Origin of the sequence: Hamadaea sp. NPDC051192 (genome assembly GCF_040682475.1) — a bacterium.
In the GTDB taxonomy this organism is placed as follows: domain Bacteria; phylum Actinomycetota; class Actinomycetes; order Mycobacteriales; family Micromonosporaceae; genus Hamadaea; species Hamadaea flava.
The window spans coordinates 18,127-36,482 of record NZ_JBFBAZ010000022.1 but is presented as its reverse complement, the minus strand read 5'-3'; the positions used below and the strand labels follow the sequence as shown (position 1 = coordinate 36,482).

Annotated in this window: 14 protein-coding genes; 7 read left to right on the top strand and 7 right to left on the bottom strand. The window is 69.8% G+C overall.

What is annotated here, in order from left to right; genetic code table 11:
* Positions 1–19 precede the first annotated feature (19 nt).
* Positions 20–1,018: an NADP-dependent oxidoreductase gene (locus AB0M47_RS12340; protein WP_363412228.1), complete on the top strand. Its 999-nt coding sequence runs from the start codon at positions 20–22 to the stop codon at positions 1,016–1,018.
* 56 nt (positions 1,019–1,074) lie between these two features.
* On the top strand, positions 1,075–1,884 hold the full coding sequence (locus AB0M47_RS12335; RefSeq protein WP_363412136.1) for a CPBP family intramembrane glutamic endopeptidase: 810 nt from the start codon (positions 1,075–1,077) through the stop codon (positions 1,882–1,884).
* 53 nt (positions 1,885–1,937) lie between these two features.
* Here the strand turns inward: AB0M47_RS12335 and AB0M47_RS12330 are convergent, their stop codons facing one another.
* The 5 genes from AB0M47_RS12330 to AB0M47_RS12310 all read right to left on the bottom strand — a co-directional run bounded on the left by AB0M47_RS12330 (position 1,938) and on the right by AB0M47_RS12310 (position 11,846).
* The gene (locus tag AB0M47_RS12330; RefSeq protein ID WP_363412134.1) at positions 1,938–4,784 is read right to left on the bottom strand and encodes a hypothetical protein; all 2,847 of its coding nucleotides are present in this window, start codon (positions 4,782–4,784) and stop codon (positions 1,938–1,940) included.
* A gap of 31 nt (positions 4,785–4,815) precedes the next feature.
* On the bottom strand, positions 4,816–7,584 hold the full coding sequence (locus AB0M47_RS12325; protein ID WP_363412132.1) for a S8 family serine peptidase: 2,769 nt from the start codon (positions 7,582–7,584) through the stop codon (positions 4,816–4,818).
* 42 nt (positions 7,585–7,626) lie between these two features.
* The gene (locus AB0M47_RS12320) at positions 7,627–7,788 is read right to left on the bottom strand and encodes a hypothetical protein (protein WP_363412130.1); all 162 of its coding nucleotides are present in this window, start codon (positions 7,786–7,788) and stop codon (positions 7,627–7,629) included.
* A gap of 96 nt (positions 7,789–7,884) precedes the next feature.
* Positions 7,885–10,824: an AAA family ATPase gene (locus AB0M47_RS12315; protein WP_363412128.1), complete on the bottom strand. Its 2,940-nt coding sequence runs from the start codon at positions 10,822–10,824 to the stop codon at positions 7,885–7,887.
* Positions 10,825–10,913: 89 nt separating this feature from the next.
* A complete protein-coding gene (locus AB0M47_RS12310) occupies positions 10,914–11,846 on the bottom strand; it encodes an AraC family transcriptional regulator (RefSeq protein ID WP_363412126.1) in 933 nt (310 codons plus the stop codon).
* Between the two features lie 116 nt (positions 11,847–11,962).
* On the opposite strand from AB0M47_RS12310, the gene AB0M47_RS12305 reads away from it, so the two are divergent.
* Positions 11,963–12,793 carry an NAD(P)H-binding protein gene (locus AB0M47_RS12305; protein ID WP_363412124.1) on the top strand — a complete coding sequence of 277 codons (831 nt, stop codon included), beginning with the start codon at positions 11,963–11,965 and terminating at the stop codon, positions 12,791–12,793.
* 59 nt (positions 12,794–12,852) lie between these two features.
* Here the strand turns inward: AB0M47_RS12305 and AB0M47_RS12300 are convergent, their stop codons facing one another.
* Positions 12,853–13,308 (bottom strand): MarR family transcriptional regulator, encoded by a 456-nt coding sequence (locus tag AB0M47_RS12300; RefSeq protein WP_363412122.1) that lies wholly within the window; start codon positions 13,306–13,308, stop codon positions 12,853–12,855.
* 106 nt (positions 13,309–13,414) lie between these two features.
* On the opposite strand from AB0M47_RS12300, the gene AB0M47_RS12295 reads away from it, so the two are divergent.
* Entirely contained in the window at positions 13,415–14,776 is a 1,362-nt protein-coding gene (locus tag AB0M47_RS12295) for an FAD-binding oxidoreductase (RefSeq protein WP_363412120.1), read from the top strand.
* Positions 14,777–14,913: 137 nt separating this feature from the next.
* Positions 14,914–16,416: a GGDEF domain-containing protein gene (locus AB0M47_RS12290; RefSeq protein ID WP_363412118.1), complete on the top strand. Its 1,503-nt coding sequence runs from the start codon at positions 14,914–14,916 to the stop codon at positions 16,414–16,416.
* 9 nt (positions 16,417–16,425) lie between these two features.
* On the opposite strand, the gene AB0M47_RS12285 is transcribed toward AB0M47_RS12290, so the two are convergent.
* Complete coding sequence (locus AB0M47_RS12285) at positions 16,426–16,884, bottom strand: MarR family transcriptional regulator (protein ID WP_363412116.1); 459 nt, start codon at positions 16,882–16,884, stop codon at positions 16,426–16,428.
* 115 nt (positions 16,885–16,999) lie between these two features.
* Between AB0M47_RS12285 and AB0M47_RS12280 the strand changes: the two genes are divergently transcribed.
* Both AB0M47_RS12280 and AB0M47_RS12275 read left to right on the top strand, forming a co-directional pair.
* The gene (locus AB0M47_RS12280) at positions 17,000–17,443 is read left to right on the top strand and encodes a PPOX class F420-dependent oxidoreductase (protein ID WP_363412114.1); all 444 of its coding nucleotides are present in this window, start codon (positions 17,000–17,002) and stop codon (positions 17,441–17,443) included.
* The gene (locus AB0M47_RS12275; RefSeq protein ID WP_363412112.1) at positions 17,436–18,341 is read left to right on the top strand and encodes an SDR family oxidoreductase; all 906 of its coding nucleotides are present in this window, start codon (positions 17,436–17,438) and stop codon (positions 18,339–18,341) included. Before AB0M47_RS12280 ends, AB0M47_RS12275 begins: the two co-directional genes overlap by 8 nt.
* Positions 18,342–18,356: the final 15 nt, after the last annotated feature.

Below are 18,356 nucleotides of genomic sequence, written 5' to 3'. Positions count from 1 at the left end.
TGAGCATGGGAGCGTGATCATGAAAGCCGTCGTCGCCCAGCAGTACGGACCGGCCGAGATTCTGACCGTCGAAGACATCCCCGTTCCGCAGCCCGGGCCCGGGCAGATCCAGGTCCGCGTGCATGCCGCCGCCCTCAACCCCGCCGACCTGCGAACCCTGAGTGGCGCGGTGCGCGATCTGATCTCCTTGACCTTCCCGCACGTACCCGGCAGCGACTTCGCCGGAACCGTCACCGAGGTCGGCCTAGGAGTAACCCGCTACTCCCCCGGCGACGAGGTCTTCGGCGTCGGACTGCCCCGCGCGACCGAGACGATGGCCGCGATGCTGTCCACGCCCCCGTCCCTGACGACGGGCGCCATGGCCGAGTACGCGGTGTTCGAGGCGGACACGCCGGCCATCACCCGACGCCCGGCGCACCTATCAGCCGAGGTCGCGGCCAGCCTGCCGATCTCCGGTCTGACGGCACTGTCCGTACTGGAGGCCGGCCGGTTCGAGGCAGGCGACCGGGTTCTGGTGACCGGAGCCGCGGGCGGGGTCGGCAGCACCGTCGTCCCGCTGCTCGCCGCCGCCCAGCTCCACGTGATCGCCACCGCGATACCCGAGGACGACGCCTATGTCCGTGGCCTGGGCGCGACCGAGGTCATCGACTACCGCGCGGTCGACACGATCGCCGAAACGCTGCGACGCCACCCCGACGGCGTCGATGCCCTGGTCAACCTGGCCCTGCCCGGTCCCGCTCTCGTTCCGGCGAGCGCCGTCATCCGCCCGGGCGGCCAATTGGTCAACGTCGCCTTCCCCAGTCCCGATCCATCCACATTCGACCGAGTCGATCTCTCGGTGCAGACCGTCTACAGCGCGGCACGGCCGGGCGCCTTGGACGAACTGGCAGCGAGATCCCTGCCCGACGTCATCAGCCGGCGGTACACGTTGGACGATGCGGCGCAGGCGTACGCCGATCTCGTCCACACCCACGTACGCGGAAAGCTCGTCGTCCTCCCGACTGACAGATTGCGCTGAGCCGATGTCAGGGCCGTAACAGGGTCGCGACAGCGCTCGGGCCAACCATTCTCGGCATGGAGAACACGCTGACCCCCACGGCCGCGGCGACAGCGGCCCGGCCGAACCGCATCGTCGAGCTGCTGCTGGCCGACCGCCACTCCGTCGCACTGTCGATCGCGCTGCACCTGGTGCCCGGCGCCCTGATCGTCGCCGCGTACCTGTTCATCGCCGAACCGCTCGTCAAGGCGATGGCGTATCCGATCTTCCTGGCTTGGGCGATCGCCCTGGTCATCGTCCTCGCGCCGGTCCTGTTCGGACTGTTGTGGCTCGGCCGCCGACGCAACGGCCGATACACGCTCCGGGGCGTGGTCGGCTACCTGGACAAGCCGATCCCACGCGGAAAGGTCACCGCGATGATCGCGGGTCTCATGGTGTGGATGACGGTGGTCTCGCTCGCCCTCGTGCCGCTGGACAACGTCGTCTACGAGACCTTCTTCACCTGGGTCCCGTTCGAAGGGGCCGGTGGCAGCGCCACCACCTACCTCGACGGATACTCGCACTCGATGCTGGTGGTCACCATGCTGGTGTGCCTGCCGCTGACCGGATTCACCCTGCCGCTGATCGAGGAGTTCTACTTCCGCGGCTTCCTGCTGCCCCGCATCGCCCATCTGCGCTGGGGAGCGCCGGTGCTCAACACGGTCCTGTTCTCGGTGTACCACTTCTGGGCGCCGTGGACCGTGCTGTCCAAGCTCATCTTCCTGTTCCCGGGGATCTGGCTGGTCTGGCGCAAGCACGACATCCGGCTCTCGATCGGCATGCACCCCGGTTCGGCCCTGCTCATGGCGACGGTCGGCACCGTCGCGATCGTCCTGGGCCTCGTCTGACACCGCCACGCAGGACGGGTGCGAAGGCCCACCTGGGCCTTCGCACCCGTTGATCACTTGACGGTGAACGCGCCGAGCACGGTCTGCTCGATCGTGTTGCCGTCTCGATCCGAGGCCTTGGCCTTGATGCTGACCGTGCCATTGGTCTCGCCGGCGCGCGGTGCGCGGTAGCTCGCCACGAACTCTCCGCCACCCTTGGCCGTCGCCTTCACCGGCTGCCAGGTGGTCCCGCCGTCAAAACTCAGCGACAGCTCCAGGCTCCCGATGGTCGCGCTTTCGATGCCCTGGTGGTACGCCGTGAGCCGCAGTTCGTGCTTGCCGCCGCCGGTGACCGAGCCGGTCACGTCGAGCCCGGCGTCGTAGCGCAGGAACAGCAGCGACTCGGATCGGCAGAGCACACCGATCCCCTGCGGGCACCAGGTTCCCTGCTGCTGGGCCGCCGCGGTGGGCGCTGACGAGGTGAAGCCCCACTTCGTCGTGGTGGCGCCGCCGTTGTTGGAACCGGTCAGCTCGTAACGCTTGGCCTCCTCGGGCAGGTCGTAGACCGCGCCCCAGATGAAGTCGCTGCCCTGAGTCAGTTCCTGGCCGTCTGCGTACATGTGCAGGTTCTCCGGCGCGAAGATGTACGCGCCGTTGACGATGTTCGGGCTCGCCCCGGTGACCAGGTGCAGGAGCGGATAGAAGGTGCTGCCCTGCCGGCAGAACGAGCACATGGTGACGGAGGTGTAGAAGTCTCCGCCGTCGAAGTCGCCCGGCCGGGCCTCGAAGACCTTGGCCGGCAGCTCCGGCGCGCCGGGCACCAGCGGCCCGGTTCCCCACTGCTGGGAACGGATCGGGCCCGCCTGGTCGACCACCTCGACGGTGAGACGGTTCGACAAGTCCCGCTGGAGCCGGACGAGGTCCGGTGCGACCGGGCCCTGATAGGTGGTGTAACGGACGCCCTCGGTGAGGCCGACCAGCACGACGCCGCCCGTCGCGTGCTCGTTCTTGCGGAAGGCCGAGTAGGTCATCGTGTCGGGTTCGGTGGACGATCCGGCCAGCGTCGTCTGGACCTCGGCGAGCTGCCGGTCGGTGAGCTTCGTGTGCAGCGACGCCGGGATCTGCCCTTCCTGGTAGAGGTGCAGGTTGTAGACGTACGGGCTGATCTGCGACGACCCGGTGACCTCGATCTTGACGGTCCCGGTACGCATCATCGCGAGCAACTGCTCCGCCTCGGTGTGGGTGACCGCGGCGTACGGGAGTTCGGGGCGACCCTGCGAAGGCTGGTTCCAGAAGGCCGGCAGGATCGGCAGGTACTCGCACACGGTGGTCGGCCACGGCCCGTTGCTGGCAACCGGGTCGACGAGTACGCCGACCGCACCGGCGGCCTTCGCGCGGTCGAGCGCCGGCGTGCCGATTTCGCAGATGCCGCCGAGCTTGTCGTCGTCGATCTGCAGCATCACGAGCTTGCCCCGGGCGTCGATCTTGGCCAGATCTTCTGCCCGGCCCAGGCCGCCGTCGACCAGTTCCAGGGTCTGCCGTCCGGTGAAGTGGGCGAAGGACTGGCTCACCCAGTAGTTGTTGCCGGCCTGGATCGCGGCCAGCGGCCGTTTGGTGGGCTTGACGACCTTCATGCCGACGTAAGGCTCGCCGAGGATCCAGTTCTGACCCAGGTGGAAGGTGCCCACCGTGATCGGGGCGCTGGGCACCGCCCAGTAGTTGGCGTGGCCGTACATGGTGAACACCATCGAGACCCCGCCGGCGCCGTTGGCGAAGCTGCGGTAGGTGAGCAGGGTGCCGTTGTAGGTCTCGTTCGGCCGGGGCGTCTCTACGATCAGCTGCTGAGCCACGTCGGCGTCCGTCGTGATGGTCAGGTTCTGGTCGACGGTGAACTCCGGCACCTCGAAGTTGAAGATCTGGTCGATGCCGGCGAGCCGGAAGGTCATCAGTCCGCCGCCCTCGTAGACGCCGGCCGGCACCCGGAACTTCGCCTCATAGCCCGTGCAGGGATCGATCGTCACGCAGCTCAGGCTCTGCAACGCGTACGGCGTTCCGATCGCCGACCCGCCGACCTGCGCGAGGCCTGGCTCGGCGAACACGCACATGGTCGCGGCGAGGCTGCCGCAGCTCTGCTGCTGCGCGCTGCTAGGTGCGGTGATGATCCAGGTGACGTCGAACTGTGGCTGGCCCGTGTCGGTCTGCGGTGTCATCGTCGAGGAGCGGTGGCCGGTCGGCCAGAGCCCCAGTACGCCGTGCTCCAGCTTCGGTGCGACGCCGCGTACCAGATAGTTCGTAAGGTCCCCAGCGGAGCCGGAGGCCACGACGGTGGCCCAGAACTGCGCGGCCTTGGCGGCGTCGACGCGGATGTCGACCGTGCCGGCCGCCTGGCTGGTCGCGACGACCGCGGCACCGGGCAGGACGGACGCGGCCTCGGTCAGCGCCGCGACGTCCAGCCCGGAGCCGAACTTGACCGTCACCGGCAGCGAGGTGTCGCCCGCCGCCGATCGCTTCGCCAGCCAGAGCACGTCGAACGCGTTGCGGTCGACGACACCGGCCTTGACCAGTCCGGCGGCGTCGGCCGGCAGTGCGATCACGCTGGTGACCGCCGAATCGGCGCCGAACTTGGCTTTGACGTCGATGGCGGGGATGGTCCCGTCGGCGCGCTGATGCGCCGTGGCGGTGACGGTGTAGCGGCCACTGGTCTGCTGCATCGTGACCTGGTCACCGGTGATCAGGGTGATCGTGTAGGTCGATGCCGTCAGGCCCGGCAACAACAGTCCGCCGTCGGTGGTCGCCGACGTGGTGGCAGTCGTGGTGGTCAGGTCCGTGGTGGCCGGGTCCGCGGTGGCGGCGGTTCCGGCGGTGACGGCGAGGAGGGCGGCCGCGGAGGCGACCATGAGTCTGCGATATGCCCGGATCACGGGGCGGCTCCTTGGCGTGAAGGTCGTCATGTCAGCCTCCGACCTTGGTCAGGGTCCAGTCCTGGGTGACGATGGCGTTCTTGACCACCGGCACCGTCGCGGTGGCGCTGGTGTAGGTGGCGGCGGTAGCGGTGAGCTCGGTCGGCCCGGTCGCGGAGCTGAACAGCCAGTAGAGGCCGTCGCCGAGGTTCGGATCGACCGGGGTGGTCACGGTGGTCGTCTTCTCCTGCGCGGCGGCGGTACGCGCGACGGTGGCGTACACCGAAGCACCGGTGGTGTCCTTGGCGAATCCGACGACGAGCCCGCCCTCGGTCACGACGCAGGCGTGTGTCCCGACGAAGACGTCGTCCAAGGCCCACCAGTTGCCGTTGCGGCCCTGGTAGTGGAACCGGACACGGACGCCGGTGCGATGCGCGGCCTGCGGCAGTGCGACGGTGACCCGGCCGAAGGTGTTGCCGGTGGTCTTCTGCCACACGTTCGTCCACGTCTTGCCGCCGTCGACGCTGACGTCCACGTCGGCCCGCTGGTTGCTCGATCCGTAGTACGCGGTGTCGAAGGCGATCACCGGACTGTCCTGAGCGGACAGGTCGTACGCCGGCGAGGTGAGGGTCGTGTCGAAGCGCTTGACCCCCGCGTACGCCGCGTCGGCGATGGCGAACCGGCCGCCTCCGTCGTTGGGCGCGGTGCGGTAGCCGGGGTTGTCGAAGCGCCATGCCGGTTGGCCGGAGGTCGTCCAGCCGTCCGTCGTGCCGCTGGTCCAGCCGGTGAAGTCCTCGCCGGTGCCGTTCCATCGGTAGCCCGGCGCGGTGCAGCTCGACTGGTCGGCGGTCAGCGACAGGTCGTAGGTGAGGTCGGCGTCGCCGAGCTGCACCGTGCGGTCGCTGGTGGCGTAGCCGTCATACTGCGGGAACACGTGCACCTGGTACGCCGTGGACGCGGGCAGGCGAACGCTGTAGCGGCCGGTGACGGGGTCGGTGAAGATCGGGCCTTCGGTGTACCCGTCGATCATCAGCTTGGCGTACAGCGGCCAGCCGTGGCCCGACCCGTCGGTGACCGTGCCGCTGACCGTCTTGTAGGGCAACGGCACCAGCTTGAGCGCGACGGTCGACGTCGCGTCCTGGGTGATCTGCACGGTGGCGCTGGGAACCTCGTAGCCGTACTTCTTCGCGCTGACGGTGTAGGTCCCGATCGGCAGGATCCCCGACGCGAAGGCACCGTCGGCCGTGGTGGTCAGCTGACGGGTGACCGGCCCGGCGACGGTGATCTGCGCCCCGGCGATCGGCGTACCCGCCGTGTCCGTGGCCGTTCCCGCGACCCGGCCGACCGGCCCGATCGGGGCCGACTTGAGCAGGGCCAACGCGTCGAGACGGCCTTGGCCGAACACGTTGTTGTCGGCGTCGGTGCCGCCGCACTGGCCGTCGGGGCTGTCGATCGCCGTCCCGTCGAGCAGGGCACGCGTCTCGTCGATGTCGCCGACCAGCCCACCGGCCGCCGACCACAGCAGCGCGATCGTTCCGGCCACGTGCGGGGTGGCCATCGACGTTCCGTCCCAGGCCTCGTAGCGGTCACCGGGCAGGCTGGACAGGATCGACGCCCCGGGAGCGGAGATGTCGGGCTTGATCGCGCCGTCCTGACCGGATCCCCGCGAGGAGAAGCTGGCGATCGCGTTGCTCGAGTCGTACGCGCCGACCGAGTAGTTGATCACCCGGCTGCCCGGTGAGCCGCTGGTCTGGCAGGCCGGGCCGGAGTTGCCGTTGGCGAAGATGCCGAAGATGCCCGAGGCGGTCCAGGCCAGGCTGATGTCCTCGAGGATCGGCTCGTCGCTCGGCGTGGTGGAGCCCCACGAGTTGTTGACGATGTTGGGCCGCTTGCTCGCGTCCGGGTTCTGCCCGTTGAGGTCGGTCGGCTCCAGCATCCACTGTCCGGACGCGATCAACGCGGTGTCGTCCGGGCAGCAGCCGTTGGCGGTGATCCACTTCGCCCCGGGGGCGACGCCGATCTGGTGCCCGGCGCCGTCGTCGCCGACCATCGTGCCCATCGTGTGGGTGCCGTGGCCGTGGTTGTCGCAGGGAACGGGACCACAGGTGCCGGCCGCGTCGAACCAGTTGTAGTTGTGGTCGAAGGTGCCGTCGCCGTTGTTGCCCCGGTACTGACGGACCAGCGCGGGGTGGTCGAACTGCGTACCGGTGTCGATGCTGGCGATGGTGATGCCTTCACCGTGTACGCCGTACTGGGCCCACACTTCGTCGGCGCGGATGTTGGCCACGCCCCACTCGACGGCGCTCGCGGTGGCGGCGGCCACCGTCCCGGAGGCGGTGACCTTGGGCGGCTCGACCTTGAACGAAGGTGACACCGACGCCACTTCGGCCCGGGTGGCCAGCGCCTCGACGAGCGCGCGCTTGCCGCCGGTCACCTTGATCGCGTTGGTGGCCCAGAAGCTCTGGTATTCGACGCCGGCGGAGTCCAGCGTCCCGCGGACCGATTGCTGGCTGGCCGCCGCGGTCGCCTTCAACGCCGCGGCAACGGCTGTGCCGCGCACGTTCCAGTCCTTGATGGACGCTGCCTTCGACAGATCCGCCTTGGCTTCGAAGGCGACCCAGAAGTCGGCCTGGTCCTTCGAGTCCAGCTGTTTGCGCAGATCGGGCCGGATCTTGTCCTTGGGCGCTTTCGAGGGCTTCGAGGAGGTGGCGGTCGCGCCAGGGCTGGCCGTGGCGGGAGCGGTGATCGTCACCGCCAGGGCGGTCGCCAGCACAGCCAGCACGGCTGCGGCGGATCGCCGTCTCGGGGATAGGACGGACATGGAGGGGTGCCTCACCTTCCGGGGGTTGGGGGTGGTGATCGCCTACAGCGGCACGTACCGGTCGTGGGACGGGGCGCCTGGCTCGCCGCCCGGCCGGGTACGCGGCTGGTCGCCGTTCGCGGGCGCTGGGGTCGTACGCTCGCGTGCGCCGTCCTCAACGGGTGGCATCGCCTGGTTCTGGTCCTCGTCGTCGCGATCTGGCATGGTCAGCATCCTGATCAAGACCGCGGGCGATCGCGATACCTAGAGCTGGTGAAAGAACTCGGTGGCCCGGGTCAAACGTCCGGGAACCCGGGTGAATCAGTGGTCGCGTGTCCCGGGTTCGGCGACGACACCGGCCGCGATCGCCTTCGCCGTCAACGTCGTCCGCGACGTGGCGTCCAGCTTGCGCATGGCCGACTTCAGCTGGCTGGCCACGGTGTGATGGGAGCGGTGCAGCCGGCGGGCGATCTCCTGATTCGTGCGCCCCTCGGCGGCCAGCTCGACGACTTCGAGTTCCCGAGGGGACAAGTCCGAGCCGTAGCCTTTGCGGCCACCCCGCCACGTACGCGGCACCGGCTTTCCGTGTTCGCGCAGCGTACGCGCGACCCGGTCCACGTCTCCGCCGGCCGGCAGGGCTGCGAAGGAGGTCAGCACCTCGGAGAGCAGTTCCAGTCCCTGCTCCTCGGCGCCCGCCCGGATCAGGTTCAGCGCCTGGTGTTCCCGGGCCAGCGCGGCGTCATACGGCCGGGGCAGCGCGGCCCAGGCTTCGGCCGCCCGCGTGTACAGCTCAGCTGCGGCCGCGTGCTCGCCCTCAGCCTCGGCGAGCACGGCTCGGCACTCGACAGCGGCCGCCGACGGCGCGGGCATGTCCCGGCCCGCGAGCCCCGCTTCGAAGCTCGCGAGGAGGTCACGAGCCTCGCCCATTGCGCCTACGGCCGTCAGCGCGCGTACGCGTGCGGGAACGATCTCGGTCCCCCAGATCCAGATGCCTTTGTCGGCGATGACATCGCACGCCTCGGCGGAGGACTTCACCGCCTGGTCGGGGCGATCCTCCGCCAGCCTGATGCGGGTCAGCGCCGCCGACGCCTCCGCGAGGAACTCCCAGGCGTCGAAGCTGCGCACCGTGTCGACGACCCGTTCGAGTTCGCGGCCCGCCGCTGCCAGTCGGCCGGACGCCAGGTGCAGCAGCCCGCCGATCAGGGCCGGTTCCAGGCGGCTGATCGTCGGAACGCCTTCCTTGCCGGCCAGAGCCGCCGCGTACTCGGCGAGATCGGCCCAGTTCCCGGTCAGCCAGTCCAGGTGCAGTTGCGATCCCAGGATCAGATCTTCCAGCCTGCCCTGCTCGTACTCTTCCGCGAGCCGGCGGGCATCCGCGAGCCAGCGGCCCGCCTCGGCGTACCGGCCCCACCGCAGGGCCGCGTGGCCGACGTTGAGCCGCCCCACGGTGATGACCCGGCGGTCCCGGCCCGCTCCGGCCTCGCCGGGAATGCTCTCCGCTGCTGCCCAACCCCGCTGGTCCCCCAGCGTCAGCAGAACACCCGCCCGGCCCGCCTCGATCCGGAGCCGGTCCGAGGGCGGCAGTCCCACGCCGATCTCCGCGGCGCGGTCCAGCCACACGACATGCTCCGACACTGGTACGCGTCCACGGGGCAGGCCGAGCACCAACATGGCCATCGCAGCGGACACGTCTGTCCGGGCGAGATGCGGCAAGGCGCGCTCCATTTCGGAGCGTGCGCCGCCGTAGTCCTCCAGATCGTTGAGGATCCTGGCCAGCTGGAACCGCAGGTCCGCCTCGACGCTGGGCGCGAGCTGCGGCTGTTCGAGCGTCTGACGCAGTAACTCCGTCACGTCCCGCTGCCGCTTCGTGCCCGTGAGCGAGCCGAGCGGCAGCCGGTCGGCCAGCTCCGACAGCTCGTCGACTGGCACGTCGCCGTTGATCAGCAGGTCGTACAGCACCGTGCCGGCGGTCGCCTCGTCACCGGTCTGCACCGCGACCTCGACGGTGAGCCCGGCGTACTTGCGCCACCGTTGTCCGTCGCCGGCCTGGCGGAAGTGATTGGCCAGCTGCGCCAAGGGCGGTGGCGTCAACGCCTCCAGCGCGTCGCCGGCTCGCTCGTGCAGCGACCGCCGCTCCCGCTCGGGAATGGCGTCGTAGATCGCGCGACCCGCCAGCACGTGGCGGAACGACAGCCGATGCCGGTCGCGTTCCTGGAGCAGGCGATGCGCGGTGGCCTCGGCGATCCCGGCCTCGAACTCGTCGGGCGACAGCCGGCTGATCTGTCGCAGGTGCTGCTCGGCGACCGGCTCCGCGACCACGGCGGCGGCGCGCAGCACGGTCTGCGCCGCGGCGGTGAGCTGACCGGCGTGTTCGAGGACGGTGTCGCGTACCGTCGGCGGCACCACGATCTCCTCCAGCGGCAGCCGCTTCCAGACGCCCACGTGGCGGATGACGTCGCCCCGGCCCGCCATCAGCCGTACGCATTCCTCGACTGCGAGCGGGACACCGTCGGTGTGCACATGCAGATGCCGAGCGAACCCCTCCGACACGGCCTCACCGGCCAGCATGGACGACGCCAGCGCCGCGGTCTCGGCCTGACCCAGCGGTTCCAGCACCAGCCGCAGCCGCGAGCGATGCGGCCGCAGCAGCGCCGAGAGCCGCCGAAGCCAGGAGTCGTCGACGAGGTCCTCCGGCCGGTACGCCACGACGAGACTCAGCCCTGCGCCTTCCCGATTCGCCAGAAACAGCATGAACTCCCTGGTCGCATCGTCCGACCACTGGGCGTCGTCCACGACGAGCAGGGTGACGCCCAGCTTGTCGACCAGTTCGGCGAGCGCTCGCAGCACCCGATGGCGTGCGGCGGTGGCGTCCTCGGCCGGTTCGAGGGCGGGCGGCAACTCCCCGGCCCACTCCGGGAACAGGGGACGCAAGGCGCCCGCCAACGGGCTCAGCTCCAGTGGCGCGAGCGTACCGATGCCCAGGGCCAGGACCGCGTCCACGATCGGACCGAGTGTGCACGGCTCACGCAGTGGCGGGCAGGTCGCCGTGAGCGCGGTGAACGAACCGTCGGCGGCCGTCAGGAACTCCTCCAGCAGCCGTGTCTTGCCGAGTCCAGCCTCGCCCTCGACGAGCACCAACGCCGCCGGCGTGGCGACGACCTCGGCCAGCCGGGCCAGTTCCTCGTCGCGACCGACCAGCGCCGGCGGGGAAACCGCGGCAGCGCCGGACAGCATTTCGTTTGCCGCCGCTTCCCGGCCCATGTCCCGCCTCCAACCCGGACTCTCAACGATCTTGACGCAAGTCACGGCGTGAGTAAAGCGGGAGTGAACAGGTCCCGGCAGCCGGCCCGTCAGCCGGTCGCCGCGCCGGTACGGCGATATCTGCCCGGTGCGATGGCGTACAGGCGTTTGAACGCGTTGGCGAACGCGAATTCCGATGTGTATCCCACGCGACCGGCGATCGCGGTGAGCGGTGCGTCGGATCGCCGCAGCAGGTCGGCCGCAAGGGTCAGCCGCCACCAGGTGACGTAGGTCAGCGGGGCTTGGGCGGTCAGGCTCGTGAAGCGTCGCGAGAACGTGGCCCGCGAAAGGTTGGCCTGGTCGGCGAGGCTCTGGACCGTCCAGGCGCGGGCGGGATCGCGGTGGATCGCGTTCAGCGCGGCGCCGATCGCGGGATCGGCCAGTGCCGCGGCCCAGCCGGTGGGGTTCGCCGGGGCCGTGGACTGCGCGAACCAGGCCCGCAGGATGTAGAGCAGAAGCATGTCGAGCAGGGCGAGCACGGCCGTGTCGGCGCCGGGGCGCGGCCGGCTGACCTCGTTGCCGAGCAGGTCCACAGCGGTACGCAGTTCCGGGTGCTCGCCGAAGCGGGCCGGCAGGTGGATCACCGCCGGTAGGTCGCGCAGCAGCGGGTGGGCGTGGCGTGGGTCGAGCTGATAGCCGCCGCACAGGGTCACCGTCACCGGGCCGGTGTGCCCGACGAAGTCGGAGACGAACAGGTCGGCGTCCGCCAGCGGGTCGCACACCGGATCGGCCAATGGCGCCGACGGATCGGCCGCCAGACCGTACGCGTGCCCGTGCGGGAAGAACACCACGTCGCCGACGCCCAGCGGGACGGGGTCGCCGGTGGGTGGGATCAGCCAGCCGGAGCCTTGCAGGATGACCTGGAATCCCGCCGATCCGGGCGCTGCCGGAAAACGCTGCCCCCACGGGGCGTGCCAGGCGACCCGCGCCGAGCGGGGCCGCCCCGATCGCAAGATCGACACCACGTCGCTGAGCAGATCCATTCGGCGAAGCTAGCATGCGACGATCACGTATGAATCTCGGATTCTGAAGCATTCATCGTCGCACTCTCCTCTCCTAGGGTTGATGATCAGTCAGCTCGAACCGAAGGAGACAGCAGATGTCGCAGCGGATTCTGGTCACGGCGGCGGCCGGCCGGGTCGGACGACAGGTGACCGCTCAATTGGCCCAGCTCGGGGCCGAGGTTCACGCCTTGACCCGCCGTCCGGCCGATTTCCCGAGCGGCGTCGTGGCCGTACGCGGCGACCTGTCGGTGCCCGATTCGCTGCGCACGGCGATGGACGGCATGACGGCGGTGTTCCTGGTCTGGCCGTTCGCCTCCGCCGACGGGCTGGAGGAGGTGGTCGCGCTGATCGCCGAGCAGGCCCGTCGGGTGGTCTACCTGTCGTCCGTGGCGGTGCGTGACCACGAGCGGCAGGCTGAGCACCTGATCCGCCAGTACGGTCTGGAGTCGACGGTGCTTCGTCCGCACGCGTTCGCGGCGAACGCGCTGCGGTGGGCCGGGAAGATCCGTGCGGAGGGCGTCGTCGCCGAACCGTACGGCCAGGCAGCCATGGCACCGGTGCACGAGAAGGACATCGCCGCGGTCGCGGTGCGCTCACTGATCCAGGAAGGACCCGGCGGTGCGGTCTACGAGCTGACCGGGCCACAGTCGCTGACCCAAGCCGAACAGGTGAGCATCATCGGTGAGGTGACCGGCATACCGGTGCGCTGGCACGAGGAGTCCCCCGACGAAGCCCGGCTCCGGATGACGGCGCGCGGCTGGCCGCCCGCGGCGGTCGACGAGATCCTGCGCGCCCAGGCTGCGATGACGACCGGCCCGGCCCGGGTCACCTCCACCGTGGCGGAGGTGACCGGGACCCCCGCGCGCACGTTCCGCTCGTGGGTGGTCGAGCACGCGGATGCCTTTCGCACTCCGGCAAGCCTGTGACGGGCTGCCGGAATCAGGCTCGCTTTCGGCGTACCAAAAGCATGAGGCGGAAGATCGAATCACTTCTTGTCGGTGTGGTACGCCCCAAGCCGGGTGAGCAGGTCGATCAGCGTCTTCCGGTCGGCAGTGGACAGCGGAGCCAGGTACGCGTCCTGCGCGCCGCTGATGAGTTCGTCGAGCTGCCCGAGCTGCGTACGCCCGGCGGCGGTGATGGTGACGACGTTGCGACGCCGGTCGTCCGGGTCGGGCGCCCGGTGGACGAAGCCCCAGTCGGCCAGGTCGTTGACGGTCGCCACCATGTCGCTGCGGTCGATGCCGGTACGCCGGCCGAGGTCGGCCTGGCTCGCTGAGCCGTACTCCTGCAGCGTGGCGAGCAGGGCGTAGTGATAACGGCGTACGCCGGCCTGGCCGAGCGCCTGGTCCACGAGCCGGTTGGCCGCGAGCGCCGCCTGGTTCGTCAGCCTGCTCGCCAGCACCCGAAGCCGCTGCGCCGGTTGTCCTTCTCCGGTGTCCACCAGGGAAATCTAGCAAACCGTTGGCCAAACCCACGATCATGTGTATTGTTGGCCGCACCAACGTTGGTATGGCCAACGTTATCTCGCACAGAGGTGGAGTACTCACATGCTGGAGACACAGATCCGGGGCCGCGTGCTCAACCCCGGCGACGAGGGATTCGACGAAGCCAGCTCGGGCTTCCTGCTGACCGTCACCCACCGGCCGGCGGTGGTCGTGATCCCGGCAGACGCCGCCGACGTCGCCACCGCCGTCCGGTACGCGGTGGACACCGGACGCCCGATCGCCGTGCAGTCGACCGGGCACGGCAAATCCGTGCCCGCGGACGGGGCGGTCTTCATCGCCACCGGCGAGCTGCGGGAGCTGTCGATCGACCCGAGCGCGGGCACGGCCCGGATCGGCGCGGGACTGCGCTGGGGTGACGTGATCGCCGCGGCGGCCGAGCACGGGCTCGCCCCGCTCGTCGGATCTTCGCCGAACGTGGGCGTGATGGGGTTCCTGACCGGCGGCGGCCTGCCGCTGACCGCCCGGACGTTCGGGTTCGCCGCCGGCTACGTCCGCTCGCTCGACATCGTCACGGCCGACGGCGTCCTGCGTACGGCTTCGCCGACCGAGGAACCCGATCTGTTCTGGGCGGTACGCGGCGGCAAGAGCAACTTCGGCGTCGTCGTGGCCGCCGAGATCGACCTGTTCCCCGTACGCACCGTCTACGGTGGCGAACTCAGCTTCGCCGGAGAGGATCCCGCGTACGCGGCGCGAATCCTGCGCTCCTACCTGGATTGGGCTGGAGCGCAGCCGGACGAGATGACGTCCTCGGTGACCCTGCTGCGCTTCCCTGACGCGCCACAGTTCCCCGAGGAGGTCCGGGGCCGGTCGCTGGTGCAGATCCGGGTGGTCTACGCCGGAACCGAGGAGCAGGGCGCCCGGCTGATAAGCCCGCTGCGGGCGATCGGGCCGGAGATCGACACCTGCGCCGTCGTGCCGTACGAGGAGATCACCGAGATCTACCAGGACCCCAAGCATCCGGTCCGGGCGCACCTGCGCAGCGCGCTGCTGCGCGACCTGGATGACGAGGCGGTCGCCGAACTGGTCGCACTGATCGATCCAGCGGCCACCGGCGGCCCCTACCCGGGCGTCGAGCTGCGGCAGCTGGGCGGCGCACTGGACCGGGAGCCCCGGCGCGCGCACGCCGTCAGTACGCAGGGCGCGGCGTTCCACCTGTGGCTGCGAATGCCGGCGCCGCCCGAGCGGGCCGACGCCGTCCGCCAGGTCACCGACGAGGTGCTGGAGCGCCTCCGGCCGTGGGACACCGGTGCCAAGCTTCCCGGATTCCTCTTCGACCACGACTCGACTCCCGAGCGGGTACGCCGCGCGTACACCGTGGCGAACTACGACCGGCTGGCCGAGCTGAAGGCGAAGTACGACCCGAACCAGATCTTCCGCATCAACCACGCCATCCAGCCGAGATGAGTGATCCAGCCGAGATGAGCGGCCAGTCGCCCAGTGTTCAGGGCCGGAGCCCTGGCCTGGGCGACCTACTCGACCGAGATGACCGATTCACGGGCCGACGAGCCCGGAATCCGGCGAAATGAACCTAGGCTGGAACAGTGCCCGAGATAAGCGGGAAGAGCTACCGCCGGCGGCTGATCACCGCCGCGGTGGTCGTCGCGCTGATCGCCGTGGCCGCCTTCCCCCTCGCTTCACAATCGGAGCGAAGCGGGATATACCTCGTATTCTCGTGGCTGGCCGTCGTGCCCACGCTCTACGGCCTACGGCACAGCCCGGCCAACCTCCGCACCCAATGGTGGTTGATCTTCGCCGCGATCATGCTTAGCGCCGTCAACAACACGTTGCACCTCTGGCTGCCCAACCGGGGCGTCGTCGATGTGGTGGCCAGCATGCTGCTCCTCACCGCCGCAGCCGGGCTGGTCATCAAACGCGGGGGCAACGACTACAGCGGCCTGATCGACGCCAGCCTGGCCGCCATCTCGCTGGGCGGCCTGCTGTGGGTCGTCGTGCTGCAACCGCGGATGGACGCCAACGGGCTGACCTCGAACGAGGCGATCGCCCTCGGCGTGATCGTGCTCGTGCTGTGCGGGACCTGGGGTGCGCTCATCCGGCTGGTCGAGACCGACCAGGAGCGTACGCGTGCGCTGCGCCTGTTCCTGGCGGCGCTGACCTTCAACCTCGCCGGATTCGTCCTGACCGGCTGGGGTGGCGCGCCGGCCCGGGTCGTCGGGGTGATGTCGTTCATGATCGCCTACATCGCGCTGTCCGTGGTCGGATTCGACCCCTCGATGCGCCGGCTCGCCCGGCCCGGCCCGCCCCGGGACGAACGCCTGAGTTCGCTGCGCCTGGTGTTGCTGGGCCTGGCGCTCAGCATCCCGGCGATCGTCAACGGCTTCCTGCTCCTGACGGGGGCACAGGTCGACGCGACAGTCAGCGTCCTCGTCGGCGTCGTCATGGTGCCGCTGGTCATGCTGCGCATCGGCCTGCTGGCCAAGAGCCGGGATCGGCTGGCGGAGGCGTTGGCCGTGGAGGCTGATCATGATCCGCTGACCGGTCTGCTCAACCGGCGGGCGTTCACCGAGGCGCTCGACCGGGAACTCGCGTCACCCCGTGACTGCACGCTGATCTTCTGCGATCTCGACGACTTCAAGGAGGTCAACGACCGGTACGGGCACGCCGCCGGGGACCGCGTGCTCGTCGAGATCGCCGGTCGGCTCCGCCGCAGCGTACGCGCCGGCGACCACGTCGGCCGGTTCGGCGGCGACGAGTTCCTCGCACTGCTGAGCGACTGCGGCGCCGACCGCGCGGGCGCCCTGGTCGAGCGCGTGCGGTCGGCTCTCGCCCGCCCGTTCGAGGAGTCCCCGGACGGCGTGGCCGTCGGCGCCAGCCTCGGCGCGGTCGTCAGCGAGGCGGCCACCCGGGACGGGACCGAGATCGACGACCTGATCCGGGTCGCCGACGAGGCGATGTACGCGCAGAAGCAGATCGTCGCGATCGACGGCGCCACCGGGCGTGGCTCGACCGTCCCACCCAGGTCGCTGTCCCATCGCGGCCCCAAGGCGCTGCGACCGGAACCGGACGGCGACCGCCGCAATACGTGAAAGGCGCTGTCAGCAGGAGCTGTCGCGGCTCCCGGAAGGCGCTACGCCTTCGCCGTGTAGACGTTCAAGCAGGGGCGCGAGGGTATTGCGCTCGTCGTCGGTGAGCCGATGCAGGAGCATGTTGCGTTCGGCCACGGCCTGGGCGATCCGGCTTCGGAGCGCGACACCCTCCTCGGTGAGCGCGAGGAGTTTGTAGCGGCGGTCCTCGCCAGGCACCCGGGTGATGAGACCGCGCTCCTCGAGTTGATCGGCCAGGCTCGTGATGTAGGACCGGTCACAGCGCAGCTGCTCGGCCAGATCGCGCATGGGCGCCGGCTTGGTCAGCAGGACGATGGCGCGCGCGAGTGACACGGGCAGGCCCAGTTCGCCGACGGTCGCGGCGAAGTCGGCTTTGGCCTGCTCTACGACGCCGACCAGCAGTTCGGCCAGGCGGTTCGCCTCGGCGAGTCGCGCGTCCTGATCTGTCATGCGCCCCACACTACTACACCAACTCAATAGTTGACACACTCACGTATCGCGCTACGGTAGTACGTGACTCGCTCAACTATTGGCAGCGGTCGCCGACCGCCCATTGGGAGTAATCATGGCCTTCACCGAGGAAGAGATCGCCTACCTGCGGTCCCAACCGCTGGCTCGCATCGCCACCGTCGCCGACGACGGTCAGCCCGACGTCGTCCCGGTCGGCTTCGAGTTCGACGGTGCGCACTTCTACATCGGCGGCTTCGACCCCGCCAAGACCCGCCGCACCAAGAACGTGCGCGCCGGCAACACCAAGATCGCGCTCGTCGTCGACGACCTGGCCTCCGTACGCCCGTGGTCGCCGCGCTACATCCGCGTCTACGGCACCGCCGAGATCGTCGAACGCCAGACCCGATTCGGAACCGCACCCATTCTGAAGATCACCCCAGAAGTCTCCTGGAGCATGAACCTCGGCGGCCAATGGCACCGCGACAGCGGCGGGATCACTCCACACAAGACCATCCACCGATCCACCCCGTCCGCGGCAACCGGAGGAAGCGATGACTGACCGGCGACACGTACTCGTGGTGGGCGCCACCGGCTCACTCGGCGGCCAGGTCGTCGACCAGTTGCTAGCCCGTGGCAAGCAGGTCCGGGCACTGGTCCGGCCGGGTTCTGACGCCGGCCGCCTGGAAACCCTGGGCGTCGAGATCGCCCGTGGCGACATGCTCGACCCCGCATCGCTGGACCGGGCCATGACCGACGCCGACGCCGTCGTCACCACCGCGGCCGGGTACACCCGGCGCATCAAGAACGCCACTGAGATCGACACCGTCGGCAACGCCAACCTCGCCGAGGCCGCCGCTCGGACCGGCGTACGCCGATTCGTGCTCACCAGCATCCTCACCAGCGACCAGACACCGGGCGTGCCGCACTTCTGGCACAAGAAACTGGCCGAGGACAGGCTCGAACAGCTCGCCGTACCGTTCGTCGCCCTGCGACCAGGCGCGTTCCTCGACCAGGTGACCCAGTTCGGCGGCGACCCGTTCGCCAAGGGCCGCCTGATGTGGCTCGGCGATGCGCGCGTACCGCTGACCTTCGTGCTGACCGCGGACCTCGCCCGATATCTCGCCGCCGCGGTCGACGCGGCCGGCGTCGACGGCCAGCGCATCGACATCGGCTGGGACCGGCCCGCCAGCATGACCGACCTCGCCCAGCTCGCCACCCGGCTGCTCGGAAAGCAGATCCGGGTGCGATCCATCCCCACCGGGCTCATCCACGCCATGGGGACCGTCTTCGGCCCGTTCGTTCCGATGGTCAAGGACATGAGCGCGATGGTCGACTGGTTCGGCACCGGACGGTACGTCGCCGACACGACCCGCCAGGCCGAAGTCTTCGGCGCCGTACCCACGGCCGAAGACGCCGTCGCCCGGTTCGCCCGCCGACTCGGCCACCCCGTGCGCTGACCGGCCGGCCCGGCA